The following is a 16,550-nucleotide window of genomic DNA, read 5'->3' as shown; positions in this document are numbered from 1 at the left end:
ATGGCCTTCGATCTCGCCGCGCGGCTGGCCGAACGGCGTGCCGCGGACCTCTATCGCCAGCGGCCACTGCTGCAGAGCCCGCAGGGCCCGCAGGTGGTGGTCGACGGCCAGCCGCTGCTGGCCTTCTGCAGCAACGACTACCTGGGCCTGGCCAACCACCCCGAGGTGATCAAGGCCTGGCGCGATGGCGCCGAGCGCTGGGGTGTCGGCGGCGGTGCCTCGCATCTGGTGATCGGCCACAGCACACCGCACCACCAGGTCGAGGAAGCATTGGCCGAACTGACCGGACGCCCGCGGGCGCTGTTGTTCTCCACCGGTTACATGGCCAACCTTGGCGCTATCACCGCGCTGGTGGGGCAGGGCGATACCGTGTTGCAGGACCGCCTCAACCATGCCTCGCTGCTGGATGGCGGGTTGCTCAGCGGGGCGCGGTTCAGCCGTTACCTGCACAACGATCCGGCCAGCCTGGCCGGCCGCCTGGGCAAGGCCACCGGCAATACGCTGGTGGTCACCGATGGTGTGTTCAGCATGGACGGCGACTGCGCCGACCTGCCGGCCTTGGCCGAGGTGGCCCGTGCCCGTGGCGCCTGGCTGATGGTCGACGATGCCCATGGCCTGGGTACCTTGGGTGCCAACGGTGGCGGTATCGTCGAGCACTTCGGGCTGGGTGTGGAGGAGGTGCCGGTGTTGATCGGCACGCTTGGCAAGGCCTGTGGTACTGCCGGCGCTTTCGTCGCCGGTAGCCAGGACCTGATCGAGGCGTTGGTGCAATTCGCCCGGCCCTACATCTACACAACCAGCCAGCCACCGGCGTTGGCCTGCGCCACGCTCCAGGCGCTGGAGCTGCTGCGCAGGGAAACCTGGCGGCGCGAGCACCTGGCAGCGTTGATCCGCCAGTTCCGCAAGGGCGCCGAGCAGATCGGCCTCAAACTCATGGACAGCCACACGGCGATCCAGCCGATCCTGATTGGCGATGCCGCCCGGGCGATGGAGCTGTCGCGTCGGCTGCGCGAGCGTGGCCTGCTGGTAACGGCTATTCGTCCACCCACCGTACCTGCCGGCAGCGCGCGCCTGCGGGTGACGCTGAGCGCCGCCCACAGTGAAGCGCAGGTCCAGCTATTGTTGAATGCATTGGCCGAGTGTTATCCACAGCTGGAGGCCGCCGATGCGTAACCGATTGATCCTTTTGCCCGGTTGGGGCCTGGGTACCGCGTCACTGGAGCCGCTGGCCGCCAGCCTGCGTGCCCAGGACCTGCGCCTGCAGGTAGAGCTGATGCCGCTGCCGGAGCTGCCCCACAGCGACGTGCAGGCCTGGGTCGAACACCTCGACCGGCACTTGCCGACCGATGCCTGGCTGGGCGGTTGGTCGCTGGGCGGCATGCTTGCCAGCGCCCTGGCACACAAGCGTGGCGACCACTGCTGCGGGCTGCTCACCCTGGCCAGCAATCCCAGTTTCGTCGCCCGCCCCGACTGGCCCCACGGCATGGCGCCGGACACCTTTGGCACCTTCCTCGATGGTTGCCGTAGCCACACGCAAGTCACCCTCAAGCGCTTTCGCACCTTGTGCAGCGACGGCGCGCTGCAGCCGCGTACCTTGCTGCGCCAGTTGGGGGTGGGCGTGCCCGATACCGACCCGTTGTACCTGGCCACCGGCCTGGAGGTGCTGGCCAAACTGGATACCCGTGAGGCACTGGAGCAGTACGGCGGCCCACAACTGCACCTGTTTGCCGGCAGTGACGCGCTGGTTCCGGCGGAGGCGGCCAAGGCGCTGAGCGAGTTGTTGCCGGACGTGGAAGTCGGTCTGGTCGAAGACAGTTCCCACGCCTTCCTGCTGGAATACCCGCAGGAGCTGGCGGCGGGCATCAAGAGTTTTTTGCATGAGAGTGGCGATGACTGACCTTTCCCAGCCAAGCCTGCCCGGCAGCCTGCCGGACAAACGCCAGGTGGCGGCTTCGTTCTCCCGCGCCGCCGCCAGCTACGACAGCGTTGCGGCCCTGCAGCGCGCAGTGGGCGTGGCCCTGCTGGACGAGCTGCCGGGCGACCTGGCACCCGCGCGCTGGCTTGACCTGGGCAGCGGCACGGGGCACTTCAGCCGGGTGCTGGCAGCGCGTTTCGCCAGTGCCAGCGGCGTGGCCATGGATATCGCCGAGGGCATGCTGCGCCATGCCCGCGAGCAAGGCGGTGCGCAGTATCACGTGGCGGGCGATGCCGAGCGCCTGCCGCTGGCCGATGGCAGTGTCGACCTGCTGTTCAGCAGCCTGGCGGTGCAGTGGTGCGGCCAGTTCGGCAGCGTCCTGAGCGAGGCCCGGCGGGTGTTGCGCCTGGGCGGTGTGATGGCGTTCAGCAGCTTGTGTGTCGGTACCCTCGATGAGCTGCGGGCCAGTTGGCAGGCGGTGGACGGCATGGTTCACGTCAATCGCTTCCGCCACTTCGAGGATTACCAGCGCCTGTGCGCGGGCAGTGGCCTGGAACTGCTCGGCCTGGAGCGCCGCGCCCATGTGCTGCACTACCCCGACGTGCGCAGCCTGACCCATGAACTCAAGGCCCTTGGCGCGCACAACCTCAACCCTGGGCGGCCTTCCGGGCTCACCGGGCGGGCGCGGATGCAGGGGCTGTTGCAGGCCTATGAGCAGTTCCGTGAGCCCCAGGGGCTGCCGGCCACCTACCAGGTGGTCTATGGTGTGCTGCGTCAATCAGTGGCAGAGGGGCAGTAACATGAGCCAGGCCTATTTCATTGCCGGCACCGACACCGACGTTGGCAAGACCACGATCGCCGCCGGCCTGCTGCATGCGGCGCGGCAGCTGGGCTTGAGTACTCTGGCGGCCAAGCCGGTGGCGTCCGGATGCGGGGTCACCCCCAAGGGGCTGCGTAACAGCGATGCCCTGGCGCTGATCGATGAAAGCTCTATCAAGTTGCCCTATGAGCAGGTGAATCCGTTCGCCTTCGAGCCTGCCATCGCGCCCCATGTCGCCGCGCGGGAAGCGGGGGTGGCCCTTGAGGTGCAGACGTTGCGCGATGCCATGAGGCATGTGCTTGATCAAGGCGCCGATTTCACCCTGGTGGAGGGGGCCGGTGGCTGGCGCGTGCCGCTGTCGAACCATGCCAACCTGTCGGACCTGGCGATTGCCCTGAAACTGCCGGTGATCCTGGTGGTTGGCGTGCGCCTTGGTTGTATCAACCACGCCCTGCTCAGTGCCGAGGCGATTGCCCGGGATGGCCTGCAACTGGCCGGTTGGGTGGCGAACATCGTCGACCCGCGGACATCGCGGCTGGAAGATAACCTTTCCAGCCTGGCCGAGCGCCTGCCCGCGCCTTGCCTGGGGCGGGTGCCGTGGCTCAAACAGGCGAGTGCGGACGCGGTGGCCGCGCATCTGCAGCTGGATCTGCTGGACTAGACGGCCTGCCGGATGGCGGCATGACCCGGGTCTATTGGCTGGCACTAGGCTATTAGGGATTTAAACGGGCCTTTTTCCTGGCGGCCTGCTTTAATAAGCGCAGTTCACCACCCAGCGTCACGGAGTCCTGACATGGAAATCAACGCAAGCTCCGCCTTCTACGCAGGCCTGGGGGCCATCCAGAACGGGCAGAGCCGCGTCGACCAGGCCGCCCAGCAGATCGCCAGTGGCGCCGTCGAGCGTGGCAACACCAGCCAGTCCACCGACTACCAGGCCGAGCGCCTGCGTGGCGTCGACCGCAGCCAGCAGATGGACCTGCCCACCGGCACCGTGCAACTGGCGCTGGGCAAGCAGGAAGTCGAACTGGGCGTCAAAGTCGCCAAGGCATCGGACGAAATGCTCGGTCGGTTCATCGACACCTACGCCTGATCATCACCTCACATTCGGCAACATCGCGGGGCAAGCCCGCTCCCACGCCCCGCCCTGCGGTATTGCGTGGGAGCGGGCTTGCCCCGCGATGCGTTTAGAGGGTGGTGGCGTAAATGTCATGTTGGGCGGCACAAATGCCACTGAGCCTTCCTTGACATCACAGCCACCTAAACGTAAGTTTCAAACAACTGTTTGATCGATAGCCGCCAAGCGTTGGTCGGTGTCAGCGGTCTCCCCAGAGAACTCATCACAGAGGTTCATCGCAATGCCTGATTACAAAGCCCCCTTGCGTGATATCCGCTTCGTCCGCGACGAACTGCTTGGCTACGAGGCGCACTACGCGAGCCTGCCGGCTTGCCAGGACGCCACGCCAGACATGGTGGACGCGATTCTTGAAGAAGGCGCGAAATTCTGTGAGCAGGTATTGGCCCCGCTGAACCGTGTCGGTGACCTGGAAGGCTGCACCTGGAGCGAGTCGGGCGTGAAAACGCCGACCGGCTTCAAGCAAGCCTACGAGCAATTCGTCGAAGGCGGCTGGCCGAGCCTGGCCCATGACGTCGAGCACGGTGGCCAGGGCCTGCCTGAGTCGCTGGGCCTGGCCCTGAGCGAAATGGTCGGTGAGTCGAACTGGTCGTGGGGCATGTACCCAGGCCTGTCCCACGGCGCGATGAACACCATCTCCGAGCACGGCACCCCCGAGCAGCAGCACACCTACCTGACCAAGCTGGTATCCGGTGAGTGGACCGGCACCATGTGCCTGACCGAGCCGCACTGCGGTACCGACCTGGGGATGCTGCGCACCAAGGCCGAGCCTCAGGCCGACGGCAGCTACAAGGTGTCCGGCACCAAGATCTTCATTTCGGCCGGTGAACACGACATGGCCGACAACATCGTCCATATCGTCCTGGCCCGCCTGCCCGATGCGCCGGCCGGTACCAAAGGCATTTCGCTGTTCATCGTGCCCAAGTTCCTGCCGAACGCCGAAGGCGGCGTCGGTGAGCGCAACGGCGTGAGCTGTGGCTCGCTCGAGCACAAGATGGGCATCCACGGCAACGCCACCTGCGTGATGAACTTCGACAGCGCCACCGGCTACCTGATCGGCCCAGCCAACAAGGGCCTGAACTGCATGTTCACCTTCATGAACACCGCTCGCCTGGGCACCGCGCTGCAAGGCCTGGCCCACGCTGAAGTGGCCTTCCAGGGCGGCCTGAAGTACGCCCGCGATCGCCTGCAGATGCGCTCCCTGACCGGCCCGAAAGCTCCTGAAAAGGCGGCCGACCCGATCATCGTTCACCCCGATGTGCGCCGCATGCTGCTGACCATGAAGGCCTTCGCCGAAGGTAACCGTGCGATGGTCTACTTCACCGCCCAGCAGGTGGATATCGTCAAGTACAGCCAGGATGAAGAGGCCAAGAAAAAGGCCGACGCCCTGCTGGCCTTCCTCACCCCGATCGCCAAGGCCTTCATGACCGAAGTCGGCTTCGAAGCGGCCAACCACGGTGTGCAGATCTACGGTGGCCACGGCTTCATCGCCGAGTGGGGCATGGAGCAGAACGTGCGCGACAGCCGCATTTCCATGCTGTACGAAGGCACCACTGGCATCCAGGCCCTCGACCTGCTCGGCCGCAAGGTGCTGATGACCCAGGGCGAGGCGCTCAAAGGCTTCACCAAGATCGTCCACAAGTTCTGCCAGGGCCAGGAAGGCAACGCTGCCACCAAAGAGTTCGTCGAGCCACTGGCGGCGATCAACAAGGAGTGGGGCGAGCTGACCATGAAGATCGGCATGGCGGCGATGAAGGACCGCGAAGAAGTCGGTGCGGCGTCGGTGGACTACCTGATGTACTCCGGCTATGCCTGCCTGGCCTACTTCTGGGCCGACATCGCCCGCCTGGCCGCCGAGAAGCTGGCTGCCGGCACCAGCGAACAGGCGTTCTACACCGCCAAGCTGCAGACTGCGCGCTTCTACTTCCAGCGCATCCTGCCGCGCACCCGCACGCATGTCGCGGCGATCCTGTCCGGTGCCGACAACCTGATGGCGATGAAGGAAGACGACTTCGGTCTGTCCTACTAAGCCAACCGGCTGAACAAAACCGCCTGCCCTCACCGGCAGGCGGTTTTTTTTCGTCTCGTGGATTTGGGTGGCCAGGTGCTAGCTCAGGCCTGTTGATGCGCCTGTTCCTACAAAAAGAATGGAAAAAGCTGTGAGGATGTCGCATCCAGTAACGACTATGGCTCAAGCCGGCACGCCTACCTGCCGTTAACCCGACGTCAATATTTCATCTATTGAGGTGCACACTCGATGAAGTAGGGGCACAATGCCATTATTGATCTGCCGGGTCGGAGATTACCCTTGTTTCGTCTATCCGCTGTACGCGCGAGCCACTTCCTGCCCTCGCTGATCCTCTTGCTGTCGGGGCTCGCCGCTGCCTATGTGAGGGACCTCAGCGTCTTCTTCACATCGCTGTTCAATGTGCTGCCCACCTTGGTCCTGCTGCTGGGCGGCGCCTATTGCGCGGTGTATCGCCGCCAGCGCGAGCTGTTCCTGATGGTCACGGTGTACATCGCCTATTTCCTGCTCGACACCCAGACCGACTTCTACCGCGACAATGGCCGGGTACGCGAGGACGCCGCGGTGATCTTCCACCTGGTCTGCCTGCTGCTCCCGGCGTTGTTCGGTTTGTACGCGGCCTGGCAGGAACGTACCCACCTGGCCCAGGACATGCTCGCCCGCTTTGCCGTGCTGTTCGCGGTCGGCAGCGTGGCGTTGGCGCTGGAGCAGAGCTTCCCCGAGGCCCTGTTGGGCTGGCTGGCTGAGATCCGCTGGCCGTCGCTGCATGGCCAGTGGATGAGCCTGATCCAGTTGGCCTACCCGCTGTTCATCGCCGTGTTCATCCTGCTGGTGGTGCAGTACCTGCGCGAGCCCCGGCCCTTGCACGCAGCGCAGGTGATCGGGCTGATCGGTATCTTCTGGATGCTGCCCAAGACCTTCATCCTGCCGTTTACCCTGAACATCTTGTGCAGCCAGGTGATGCTGATGATCGCTGCTGCGGTCGCCCACGAGGCCTATCAGATGGCCTTCCGCGACGAACTGACCGGCCTGCCGGGGCGCCGTGCGTTGAACGAGCGCATGCAGCGGCTGGGGCGCAACTACGTGATCGCCATGAGCGACGTCGATCATTTCAAGAAATTCAACGATACCCATGGCCATGACGTCGGTGACCAGGTGCTGCGCCTGGTTGCCAGCCGCCTGTCCAAAGTCACGGGTGGTGGCCGAGCCTACCGCTATGGCGGCGAGGAGTTTGCCCTGGTGTTCGCCGGCAAGACCGCCGAGGAGTGCCTGCCGCACCTGGAGGCGGTGCGCGAGATGATCGCCAACTACGCCATTCAGCTGCGCGACCAGAGCAACCGCCCGCAGGACGATGGCGCCGGGCGACAGCGCCGGGGTGCAAGCGCCAGCAGTACGGTTTCGGTCACCATCAGCATCGGTGTCGCCGAGCGCCAGGTTGAACATCGCAACCCCGAGCAAGTGCTCAAGTCCGCTGACCAGGCCCTGTACAGCGCCAAGGGCGCGGGGCGTAACTGCGTGATGACCTTCGGCCAGCAATCGCAGCGCGGTGCCATACGAATGGCGTGACCATAATTGGCCATTCAGTCGCATGATGACCCTATGTCTCGAAAAAGTTGTTCGGTTACACTGGCTACAACCCAGTGCCGCGGTCCCGTCGGACCGCCCCGACCCTTATAGCGAGAGGTTGTCATGGCTGAATATAAAGCGCCCCTGCGCGATATGCGCTTCGTCCTCAATGAAGTCTTCGATGTGGCCGCACTCTGGTCGCAGTTGCCTGCCCTGGCCGAGACGGTCGATGCCGACACCGCCATGGCCGTGCTGGAAGAGGCCGGCAAGGTTACCGGCAAGACCATCGCCCCACTGAGCCGTGCTGCCGATGAAGAAGGCTGCCACTGGGACAACGGCGCGGTGCGCACCCCGGCAGGCTTCATCGAGGCCTACCAGACCTTCGCCGAGGGTGGCTGGGTGGGCGTCGGTGGCGACCCGCAGTTCGGCGGCATGGGCATGCCCAAGGCGATTTCTGCCCAGGTTGAAGAGATGGTCAACGCCTCGAGCCTGGCGTTTGGCCTGTACCCAATGCTCACCGCCGGTGCCTGCCTGTCGATCAACGCCCACGCCAGTGAGGCGCTGAAGGAAAAGTACCTGCCGAACATGTACGCCGGCGTCTGGGCCGGCTCCATGTGCCTGACCGAGCCCCACGCCGGTACCGACCTGGGCATCATCCGCACCAAAGCCGAACCGCAGGCCGATGGCAGCTACAAGGTCAGCGGCACCAAGATCTTCATCACCGGTGGCGAACACGACCTCACCGAGAACATCATCCACCTGGTGCTGGCCAAGCTGCCGGACGCCCCGGCCGGTCCCAAAGGTATTTCGCTGTTCCTGGTGCCCAAGTTCCTGGTCAACGAAGACGGCAGCCTCGGCGCGCGCAACCCGGCCAACTGCGGCTCGATCGAGCACAAGATGGGCATCCAGGCCTCGGCCACCTGCGTGATGAACTTCGACGAGGCGGTCGGTTACATCGTGGGCGAACCGAACAAGGGCCTGGCCGCCATGTTCACCATGATGAACTACGAGCGCCTGGGTGTCGGTATCCAGGGCCTGGCTTCGGCCGAGCGCTCTTACCAGAACGCCGTCGAGTACGCCCGTGACCGCTTGCAAAGCCGGGCGCCGACCGGCCCGCAGGCCAAGGACAAGGTTGCCGACCCAATCATCGTGCACCCGGACGTGCGCCGCATGCTGCTGACCATGAAAGCGCTGATCGAGGGTGGCCGGGCCTTCTCGACCTACGTGGCGATGCAGCTCGACAGCGCCAAGTACAGTGAAGACGCCGTAACCCGCAAACGCAGCGAAGAGCTGGTGGCCCTGCTGACGCCGGTAGCCAAGGCTTTCCTCACCGACCTGGGCCTGGAGTGCACCGTGCATGGCCAGCAGGTGTTCGGCGGCCACGGCTATATCCGTGAGTGGGGCCAGGAGCAATTGGTGCGTGATGTGCGCATCACCCAGATCTACGAAGGCACCAACGGCATCCAGGCCCTGGACCTGGTGGGCCGCAAGGTCGTCGCCAGTGGCGGCGCTTACTACCAGCTGTTCGCCGATGAGATCCGCCAGTTTGTCGCCGCCGCCGGCGGCGAGCTGGGTGAATTCACCAAGCCGCTGGCCACCGCCCTCGATCAGCTCGACGAACTGACCGCCTGGGTGCTGGACAAGGCCAAGGGCAACCCCAACGAGATCGGTGCGGCGTCGGTGGAATACCTGCACGCGTTCGGTTACGTCGCCTATGCCTACATGTGGGCGCTGATGGCCCGTGCGGCCAAGGCGGGTGAGGGCGATGCCGAGTTCTACGGGGCCAAGTTGGGCACCGCGCGCTTCTACTTTGCGCGCCTGTTGCCACGGGTGCATTCGCTGGTGGCTTCGGTGAAGGCGGGGAGCGAATCGCTCTATCTGCTGGACGCTGAACAGTTCTGATAACCCCGTCATTCTGTTACTCGCCTCGATCAGGCAGCGCTTGTGCAGGGCTACGTAATTCGTGGCCCTGCTTGTAGGACCGCTGAGGTAGTGGCGCGGGATAGTTCGGAAAAAAATGTAAGCATCGCCCCTGCGAGCCTAGCCATTACCGAATGGATCCATTTTGTAAGCTTTGTCTTACACGACGTGGTGACTTTTCGCCTCTTTCCTAAGATTGGATCCACGGTTAATCTTTCTTCCATGGACGTAGCGCAGGAAGCGCAATGGACAGAACAGGGACACGAAAGGATCCTGCCAGGACGGTGGGGAGATAGGGATGTCACAGGGAAACAGTCTAGAAAACCTCGCTTCGGCGGGGTTTTCTTTGTGCCTGGGTTTTTCAGCCAAGCACATCCAGCGCTGATACGCCCAGCTGGCGCGCATCGGTCTCTGCTTCCAGCAGGGTGCGCAGCAGCTCCACGGACGCCTGCTGGCGCTGGGCATCGCGGAATACCAGGCCGACCTTCAGCGGCACCCGCGGCTCGCTCAAGGGCTTCCACAGCAGCGCCTGATCATCTTCGGCAGCCTCTTTGGCCCGGCCCGGCAGGATGGTGGCCAGCGCCGTGTGTGCCAGGCTGTCGAGAATCCCCGCCATGTTGTTCATCTCTGCCTGAACCTGTGGCCTGCGGCCCAGGTTAGCCAGTTGCGCCTTCCAGATCTGGCGGATCTGGAATTCTTCACCGAGCATCAGCATCGGCAGTTCGGCTGCCTGGCGCAGCGAGACCTTCTTGAAGTCCTTCAAGGGGTGGGTGTTGGGGATGACGAGCTGCAACTCGTCTTCGTACAGCAACTGGCCATGCAGCCCCGGTTGGCGCGGTGGCAGGTAGCTGATACCGATATCCAGATTGCCGTTGAGCAAACGCCGCTCGATTTCCAGCCCCGACAATTCATAGATCTGCACGACAAGGTGCGGCTGAGCCTTGCGCACGCGCTCCAGCAGCTGCGGCACCAGGCTTGGCCGCACGGTCTGCAGCACGCCGATGGCCAGGGTACGCAGCGACTGGCCCTTGAAGTTGCGCATGGCCTCGTGGGCCCGCTGCAGGCCATCGAGCAGGGGCAGGGCGTGGTTGTACAGCGTGTGGGCGGCCAGGGTTGGCAGCAGGCGTTTGTTGCTGCGTTCGAACAGGCTCAGGTCGAGGCTGTGCTCCAGCTGGCGGATCTGTTGCGACAGGGCCGGCTGGGAGAGTGACAGGCGTTCGGCGGCGCGGCCCACATGGCCTTCCTCATACACCGCGACGAAATAACGCAGTTGGCGAAAATCCATAAGCAATACTTATCGAAAAAGCTGAAAAAACCAAATGGCCCCGAAGCGCCCCGGCGCCTAGTCTATCGCCGTATTCCGGTGGGTTACAGCGATCGTCGACGCGATTGTTACCCCGGATGAAAAACACTTTTGATAGGCAAGGCAAAATATCAAGTCCGGCACTCGTCCGGAGGCCTTGACCGCCGCCGACCGCGAATGGCTGGAGCCCTGATGAACCTGTTCAACCTGCGCCGCCCGGCCCCTGCCGTGGCCGCGCCCAAGCGTGCCCCGGCGCCCGAGCCTGCTACGGCACAGCTTTCCCGCGGACGGCTGATGCCCGGCAGCGAGCGTGCGCCGCAGGTTTTCGTGCGCGGCCAGGGCTCCTGGCTGTGGGACAGCGAAGGGCACGCCTACCTGGATTTCACCCAAGGCAGTGCGGTCAACAGCCTCGGCCACAGCCCGAGTGTGCTGGTCAAGGCGTTGGGCAACCAGGCCCAGGCATTGATCAACCCGGGCGCGGGCTTCCATAGCCGTAGCCTGCTCAAGCTGGTCGAGCTCCTGTGCCAGAGCACCGGCAGTGATCAGGCCTACCTGCTCAACAGCGGTGCCGAGGCCTGCGAAGGCGCGATCAAGCTGGCACGCAAGTGGGGCCAACTGCACCGCAACGGCGCCTACCACATCATTACCGCCAGCCAAGGCTGCCACGGGCGAAGCCTGGGGGCGCTGGCGGCCTCCGACCCGCTGCCGTGCAACCGCTGCGAGCCGGGCCTGCCGGGCTTCAGCAAGGTGCCGTTCAACGACCTGGCCGCGCTGCATGCGGCGGTGGACTCGCGCACCGTGGCGATCATGCTCGAGCCGATCCAGGGCGAGGCCGGCGTGATCCCCGCCACTCGTGAGTACCTCAAGGGCGTCGAGCAGCTGTGCCGAGAGCTGGGCATCCTGCTGATCCTCGACGAGGTACAAACCGGCGTAGGGCGTTGCGGTGCGCTGCTGGCGGAACACACCTACGGCGTGCGGGCCGACATCGTCACCCTGGGCAAGGGCCTGGGCGGCGGTGTGCCACTGGCGGCGCTGCTGGCCCGAGGCTCGGCCTGCTGCGCCGAACCCGGCGAGTTGGAAGGCAGCCACCACGGCAATGCGCTGATGACTGCCGCCGGGCTTGCCGTGTTGCAGACCGTGCTGGAGCCGGGCTTCTTCGAGCAGGTGCAGGACAGCGGCCGGCACCTGCGCGACGGCCTCAGCCGGCTGGCAGGGCGTTATGGCCAGGGTGAAGTGCGCGGCCAGGGCCTGCTGTGGGGCCTGCAGTTGCGTGAAGACACCGCCGCAGCACTGGTGGAGGCCGCGCTGCATGAAGGGCTGCTGCTCAACGCGCCGCAGGCCGATGTGGTGCGCCTGTCCCCGGCATTGACCGTGAGCAAGGGCAACATCGACGAAATGCTCCTGCGCCTGGCCCGCGCCTTCGCCCGTTTGCACGCCCAGCAAAGCAACCGCCGCGAGGTGCCGGCCTGACCGGCCACCCGGCGTAACGAATTCAACGAACCGTCTCGCGTTTCTGCGCATCGCCCTTGGCCTGTAGTGTTTGGCTCGGGGCGTTTTTTTTGCCTGGCGTTCAGTGATGGAACCACTGCGCGGCGTAGCTAGTCTTTGTTGAAACCCATCAAGGAGCGTTTCGCATGGACTTCATCCGCATCATCATCGCCATCATCCTGCCGCCACTGGGGGTGTTCCTCCAGGTGGGTTTCGGTGGGGCGTTCTGGCTGAACATCCTGCTGACCTTGCTGGGGTACATTCCGGGCATCGTGCATGCGGTGTACATCATCGCCAAGCGGTGAGCCGTTTGGGGCCGCTCCTGCACCGAGCGGCTCCAGTGCCCTACTGCGCCAGAACCCTGCAATAGAACTTCCACTCCTCCTCCAGCGCATGCGCCAGGTTCGCCGCCTGGCGGAACCCATGGCGCTCGCCGGGATAGAAATGCCCCTTGGCCTCGATGCCATTGGCCCTGAGGGCGTCGAGCATGCTGCGGGTCTGCTCCGGCACCACCACCGCGTCCAGCTCGCCCTGGAAGAAGATCACCGGCACTTTGATCCGCTCGGCGTGCAGCAGCGGTGTGCGCTGGCGATAACGTTCGGCATCGCGCAGCGGGTCGCCGATCAACCAGTCGAGGTAGTCGCCCTCGAACTTGTGGGTCGCACGGCCCAGGGCCTCGGGGTCGCTGACGCCATACAGGCTGGCACCTGCACGGAACACCTCGTGGAACGCCAAGGCGCACAAGGTGGTATAGCCACCGGCGCTGCCGCCCCGGATAAAGGCCTGGCTCGGGTCGATCAGGCCCCGCGATGCAAGGTGGGCGACCACCGCGCAGGCATCCTCCACGTCGCTCTCGCCCCAGCGCAGGTGCAAGGCCTGGCGGTAGGCACGGCCATAGCCGCTGCTGCCGCGGTAGTTGAGGTCGGCGACGGCGAAACCGCGCTGGGTCCAGTACTGGATGCGCGGGTCGAGCACCGGGTAGCAGGCCGAGGTCGGGCCGCCGTGGATGAACACCAGCAGCGGTGACGGTGTGCCACCGGCCATGGCGGGGTAGAAGAAGCCGTGGGCCACGCCATCGCCGCTGGCATAGCGGATCGGCTGCGGGGTGCTGATATGCACGGCGGGCAGTACTTCGGCACCGCCAGCCAGTACCCGGACCTCATGGCTGCTGCGGTCGATGGCAATCACCGCCGGCGGGCTGATCGGCGACGCGGCGATGGCGTAGACATGCCCGGCATCCATGGCCAGGCTGCGAAAGCGCGTATAGGCGCTGGCGTAACGCGCCATCTCGCCCGTTTCGCTAAGTAGACCGAGCTGGCCGAAACCGTCCTCGAACCAGCTCGCCAGGTAGCTTTGCGGGCCAAGCGCCAGCCAGGTGCAGGGCCCCAGTTGCCAGGGGGCCGCGGCGTGGTCGGCGCTTGCCGAGGGCAGGCGCTGCCAGCGTCCATCGACCTCGCCCCAGGGCTGCCAATAGCCGTCGAGGTCAGACAGGCAATACAAGCGGCCCTGGGCATCGAAGCGCGGTTGTTGCAGCGACTCTCCTCCCCCGGCGATGCAGCGTGGCACCCCCCACGCACCGTTTGCGTCGCGTTCGCGGCACATCAAGCGGGTGACGGTCCAGGGCTGATGCGGGCGGTCCCATTCAATCCAGGCCAGGCGGCCGCCATCGGCGCTGATGGCCGGTGTGGCATAGAAGTCGGCCCCTTCGGCGAGCACATCGCGCCGGCCTTCGGCAAGGGCAACCAAGCGGTGTTCGACGTGGGCGCCTTGGCGCTCCTCGACCGCCAGCACCTCGCCCTCGTGCCACAACAGGTCGCCATAACGGCAATCGGTGTGCTGGGTCAGCCTGTGCGGTGGCGTGCCATCGAGCGCCTGGAGATAGACCTGCTGATCGTTCTCGTTGACGAACGCCAGGCCATCCCCTGCGAGGCAGAAGCTGCCGCCACCGTACTCGTACACCCGGCTGCGCACACTGAATCCATCGGGGGTGAGGCAGTGCGCCTGTTGATCGCGCCAGTGCCAGATACGGCAAGCGCCATCGGCCGGGCGGTACTCATTCCAGAACACCCCCTGCTCACCGGCCTTGAGCTCGGCGAAATCGGTACCGGCGGCCACCGCCTGCGCAGCGCTGAACTCAGCCGCGGGCGATGACATGGGAGTTGCGCTCATTGCGGAAGGTCAGCTCTTCGATGGCAAGGGTGGCGTGCTCGGCCTCCTCGCGGGCCTTGAGGATGATGCCGTGGTCCGGCGATTTGCCGCACACAGGGTCGGCCTTGCTGGCATCGCCGGTGAGCATGAACGCCTGGCAGCGGCAGCCGCCGAAGTCCTTTTCCTTCTCGTCGCACGAGCGGCAGGGTTCGGGCATCCAGTCATAACCGCGGAAGCGGTTGAAGCCGAACGAGTCGTACCAGATGTGCCGCAGGTCATGCTCGCGCACATTGGGGAACTGCACCGGCAACTGGCGCGCGCCATGGCACGGCAGGGCGGTACCGTCGGGGGTGATGGTCAGGAACAGGCTGCCCCAGCCGTTCATGCAGGCTTTGGGGCGCTCTTCGTAGTAGTCCGGGGTGACGAAGATCAGCTTGCAGGGGTGGCCTTCGGCCTTGAGTTTGGCGCGGTATTCGTTGGTGATGCGCTCGGCCCGCTCCAGTTGCTCACGGGTGGGCAGCAGGCCCAGGCGGTTGAGCTGCGCCCAGCCGTAGAACTGGCAGGTGGCGAGTTCGACGAAGTCGGCTTCCAGGGCGATGCACAGCTCGATGATGCGGTCGATCTTGTCGATGTTGTGCCGATGGGTGACGAAGTTGAGCACCATCGGGTAGCCGTGGGCCTTCACTGCCCGGGCCATCGCCAGCTTCTGCGCGAAGGCCTTCTTCGAGCCGGCCAGCAGGTTGTTCACCTGCTCGTCGCTGGCCTGGAAACTGATCTGGATATGGTCCAGCCCGGCCTGCTTGAAGGCAGCGATCTTCTGTTCGGTCAGGCCGATGCCGGAGGTGATCAGGTTGGTGTAGTAACCCAGGCGCCGTGCTTCGCCGATCAGTTCGGCAAGGTCCTGGCGCACCAGCGGCTCGCCACCCGAAAAGCCGATCTGCGCAGCGCCCAGCTCGCGGGCTTCGGCCATCACCTTGAACCACTGCTCGGTGGTCAGCTCCTTGCCCTGCTCGGCGAAGTCCAGCGGGTTGGAGCAGTACGGGCACTGCAGCGGGCAGCGGTAGGTGAGCTCGGCCAGCAGCCACAAGGGCAGGCCGACCGGTACCTCAGGCGAGGGTGATCCAGTGTTCGGCACGGGCCACCTCCATGAATTGCTCGATATCGTCGGCGACTTCGGGCACACCGGGGAACTGCTGTTCAAGCTCGCGGATGATCGCCGCAACGCTGCGTTGGCCATCGACCAGCCCGCCGATCAGGCCGGCGCTGTCGTTGAGCTTGATCATGCCTTCGGGGTACAGCAGCACATGGCCCTTCTGCGCCGGCTCGTACTGGAAACGGTAGCCGGGGCGCCAGGCGGGCACCTGTTCACGATTGAAGCTCATAGTGCGATCCCCTTGTGCCAGACCCGTTCAGCCGTGACGCTGTGATAGGGCGGGCGGTTCAGTTCATAGGCCATGCTCATGGCGTCGAGCATGCTCCAGAGGATATCCAGCTTGAACTGCAGGATCTGAAGCATGCGCTCCTGCCCGGCACGGGTGGTGTAGTGCTGCAGGGTGATCGCCAGGCCATGCTCCACATCGCGGCGGGCCTGGCCCAGGCGGGTGCGGAAGTATTCATAGCCGGCCGGGTCGATCCACGGGTAGTGCTGCGGCCAGCTGTCCAGCCGCGACTGGTGGATCTGCGGGGCGAACAGTTCGGTCAGCGAGCTGCTGGCGGCCTCTTGCCAACTGGCGCGGCGGGCGAAGTTGACGTAGGCGTCGACGGCAAAGCGCACGCCGGGCAGCACCAGTTCCTGGCTGCGCAGCTGGTCCGGGTCCAGGCCCACGGCCTGGCCCAGGCGTAGCCAGGCCTCGATGCCGCCGTCCTCGCCAGGGGCGCCGTCGTGGTCGAGCAGGCGCTGGATCCACTCGCGGCGCACTTCGCGGTCCGGGCAGTTGGCCAGGATCGCGGCATCCTTCATCGGGATGTTGACCTGGTAGTAGAAGCGGTTGGCTACCCAGCCCTGGATCTGTTCGCGGCTGGCGCGGCCCTGGTACATCGCCACGTGATAGGGGTGATGGATGTGGTAATAGGCGCCCTTGGCGCGCAGGGCCTGCTCGAACTCGGCAGGGGACATCGGTGTTGCGTCATTCATTCAGCGCACTCCCTTGGAATGAACCATCGGCCCTTGTGGGAGCGGGTTTACCCGCGAATGCTTCGGTGCAATTACTGCCGCATTCGCGGGTGAACCCA

The 16,550-nt window shown here is 65.0% G+C and carries 15 protein-coding genes; 10 read left to right on the top strand and 5 right to left on the bottom strand.

Annotation, left to right across the window (positions count from 1 at the left end):
- The 8 genes from bioF to L6D77_RS12755 all read left to right on the top strand — a co-directional run bounded on the left by bioF (position 1) and on the right by L6D77_RS12755 (position 9,361).
- Complete coding sequence (gene bioF / locus L6D77_RS12790) at positions 1–1,173, top strand: 8-amino-7-oxononanoate synthase (protein ID WP_232883787.1); 1,173 nt, start codon at positions 1–3, stop codon at positions 1,171–1,173.
- Positions 1,166–1,897, top strand: a complete 732-nt coding sequence (locus L6D77_RS12785; protein ID WP_232883788.1) for an alpha/beta fold hydrolase — start codon at positions 1,166–1,168, stop codon at positions 1,895–1,897. Before bioF ends, L6D77_RS12785 begins: the two co-directional genes overlap by 8 nt.
- Positions 1,890–2,714 carry a malonyl-ACP O-methyltransferase BioC gene (gene bioC, locus L6D77_RS12780; RefSeq protein WP_232883789.1) on the top strand — a complete coding sequence of 275 codons (825 nt, stop codon included), beginning with the start codon at positions 1,890–1,892 and terminating at the stop codon, positions 2,712–2,714. The genes L6D77_RS12785 and bioC overlap by 8 nt, the downstream gene beginning before the upstream one ends.
- A 1-nt stretch (position 2,715) precedes the next feature.
- Positions 2,716–3,396, top strand: a complete 681-nt coding sequence (gene bioD, locus L6D77_RS12775; RefSeq protein WP_232883790.1) for a dethiobiotin synthase — start codon at positions 2,716–2,718, stop codon at positions 3,394–3,396.
- Between the two features lie 132 nt (positions 3,397–3,528).
- Positions 3,529–3,825 (top strand): pyrroloquinoline quinone biosynthesis protein PqqE, encoded by a 297-nt coding sequence (locus L6D77_RS12770; RefSeq protein WP_232883791.1) that lies wholly within the window; start codon positions 3,529–3,531, stop codon positions 3,823–3,825.
- 265 nt (positions 3,826–4,090) lie between these two features.
- Positions 4,091–5,896 carry a phenylacyl-CoA dehydrogenase gene (locus tag L6D77_RS12765; RefSeq protein ID WP_232883792.1) on the top strand — a complete coding sequence of 602 codons (1,806 nt, stop codon included), beginning with the start codon at positions 4,091–4,093 and terminating at the stop codon, positions 5,894–5,896.
- Positions 5,897–6,175: 279 nt separating this feature from the next.
- The gene (locus L6D77_RS12760) at positions 6,176–7,459 is read left to right on the top strand and encodes a GGDEF domain-containing protein (protein ID WP_232883793.1); all 1,284 of its coding nucleotides are present in this window, start codon (positions 6,176–6,178) and stop codon (positions 7,457–7,459) included.
- A 123-nt stretch (positions 7,460–7,582) separates the two neighbouring features.
- Complete coding sequence (locus L6D77_RS12755) at positions 7,583–9,361, top strand: acyl-CoA dehydrogenase C-terminal domain-containing protein (protein WP_232883794.1); 1,779 nt, start codon at positions 7,583–7,585, stop codon at positions 9,359–9,361.
- A gap of 379 nt (positions 9,362–9,740) precedes the next feature.
- On the opposite strand, the gene L6D77_RS12750 is transcribed toward L6D77_RS12755, so the two are convergent.
- Positions 9,741–10,664, bottom strand: coding sequence for a LysR family transcriptional regulator (locus L6D77_RS12750; protein WP_232883795.1), 924 nt, complete (start codon positions 10,662–10,664; stop codon positions 9,741–9,743).
- A 210-nt stretch (positions 10,665–10,874) separates the two neighbouring features.
- Between L6D77_RS12750 and L6D77_RS12745 the strand changes: the two genes are divergently transcribed.
- Together L6D77_RS12745 and L6D77_RS12740 are read left to right on the top strand one after the other, a co-directional pair.
- Positions 10,875–12,152: an aspartate aminotransferase family protein gene (locus tag L6D77_RS12745; RefSeq protein WP_232883796.1), complete on the top strand. Its 1,278-nt coding sequence runs from the start codon at positions 10,875–10,877 to the stop codon at positions 12,150–12,152.
- 164 nt (positions 12,153–12,316) lie between these two features.
- Entirely contained in the window at positions 12,317–12,475 is a 159-nt protein-coding gene (locus L6D77_RS12740; RefSeq protein WP_009681539.1) for a YqaE/Pmp3 family membrane protein, read from the top strand.
- A gap of 40 nt (positions 12,476–12,515) precedes the next feature.
- Here L6D77_RS12740 and L6D77_RS12735 read toward each other — a convergent pair whose 3' ends face one another.
- From L6D77_RS12735 to pqqC, 4 genes are read right to left on the bottom strand one after another with little or no spacing between them, the layout of a single operon-like run.
- On the bottom strand, positions 12,516–14,339 hold the full coding sequence (locus L6D77_RS12735; RefSeq protein ID WP_232883797.1) for an alpha/beta hydrolase family protein: 1,824 nt from the start codon (positions 14,337–14,339) through the stop codon (positions 12,516–12,518).
- Positions 14,305–15,453 carry a pyrroloquinoline quinone biosynthesis protein PqqE gene (pqqE, locus tag L6D77_RS12730; RefSeq protein ID WP_236170060.1) on the bottom strand — a complete coding sequence of 383 codons (1,149 nt, stop codon included), beginning with the start codon at positions 15,451–15,453 and terminating at the stop codon, positions 14,305–14,307. Before pqqE ends, L6D77_RS12735 begins: the two co-directional genes overlap by 35 nt.
- On the bottom strand, positions 15,425–15,700 hold the full coding sequence (pqqD, locus tag L6D77_RS12725) for a pyrroloquinoline quinone biosynthesis peptide chaperone PqqD (RefSeq protein ID WP_232883799.1): 276 nt from the start codon (positions 15,698–15,700) through the stop codon (positions 15,425–15,427). Before pqqD ends, pqqE begins: the two co-directional genes overlap by 29 nt.
- Positions 15,697–16,452, bottom strand: a complete 756-nt coding sequence (pqqC, locus tag L6D77_RS12720) for a pyrroloquinoline-quinone synthase PqqC (RefSeq protein ID WP_232883800.1) — start codon at positions 16,450–16,452, stop codon at positions 15,697–15,699. The genes pqqD and pqqC overlap by 4 nt, the downstream gene beginning before the upstream one ends.
- Between the last annotated feature and the right edge of the window lie 98 nt (positions 16,453–16,550).

It is taken from the genome of Pseudomonas parasichuanensis (assembly GCF_021601385.1).
Taxonomy (GTDB): Bacteria; Pseudomonadota; Gammaproteobacteria; order Pseudomonadales; family Pseudomonadaceae; genus Aquipseudomonas; species Aquipseudomonas parasichuanensis.
This window is presented reverse-complemented; position numbering and strand designations above follow the sequence as displayed.

Excerpts from the sequence above, each read along its gene's own strand:
- bioF (WP_232883787.1), top strand. The coding sequence starts at position 1 with ATGGCCTTCGATCTCGCCGCGCGGCTGGCCGAACGGCGTGCCGCGGAC.
- L6D77_RS12785 (WP_232883788.1), top strand. The coding sequence starts at position 1,166 with ATGCGTAACCGATTGATCCTTTTGCCCGGTTGGGGCCTGGGTACCGCG.
- bioC (WP_232883789.1), top strand. The coding sequence starts at position 1,890 with ATGACTGACCTTTCCCAGCCAAGCCTGCCCGGCAGCCTGCCGGACAAA.
- bioD (WP_232883790.1), top strand. The coding sequence starts at position 2,716 with ATGAGCCAGGCCTATTTCATTGCCGGCACCGACACCGACGTTGGCAAG.
- L6D77_RS12770 (WP_232883791.1), top strand. The coding sequence starts at position 3,529 with ATGGAAATCAACGCAAGCTCCGCCTTCTACGCAGGCCTGGGGGCCATC.
- L6D77_RS12765 (WP_232883792.1), top strand. The coding sequence starts at position 4,091 with ATGCCTGATTACAAAGCCCCCTTGCGTGATATCCGCTTCGTCCGCGAC.
- L6D77_RS12755 (WP_232883794.1), top strand. The coding sequence starts at position 7,583 with ATGGCTGAATATAAAGCGCCCCTGCGCGATATGCGCTTCGTCCTCAAT.
- L6D77_RS12750 (WP_232883795.1), bottom strand. The coding sequence starts at position 10,664 with ATGGATTTTCGCCAACTGCGTTATTTCGTCGCGGTGTATGAGGAAGGC.
- L6D77_RS12745 (WP_232883796.1), top strand. The coding sequence starts at position 10,875 with ATGAACCTGTTCAACCTGCGCCGCCCGGCCCCTGCCGTGGCCGCGCCC.
- L6D77_RS12740 (WP_009681539.1), top strand. The coding sequence starts at position 12,317 with ATGGACTTCATCCGCATCATCATCGCCATCATCCTGCCGCCACTGGGG.
- L6D77_RS12735 (WP_232883797.1), bottom strand. The coding sequence starts at position 14,339 with ATGAGCGCAACTCCCATGTCATCGCCCGCGGCTGAGTTCAGCGCTGCG.
- pqqD (WP_232883799.1), bottom strand. The coding sequence starts at position 15,700 with ATGAGCTTCAATCGTGAACAGGTGCCCGCCTGGCGCCCCGGCTACCGT.
- pqqC (WP_232883800.1), bottom strand. The coding sequence starts at position 16,452 with ATGAATGACGCAACACCGATGTCCCCTGCCGAGTTCGAGCAGGCCCTG.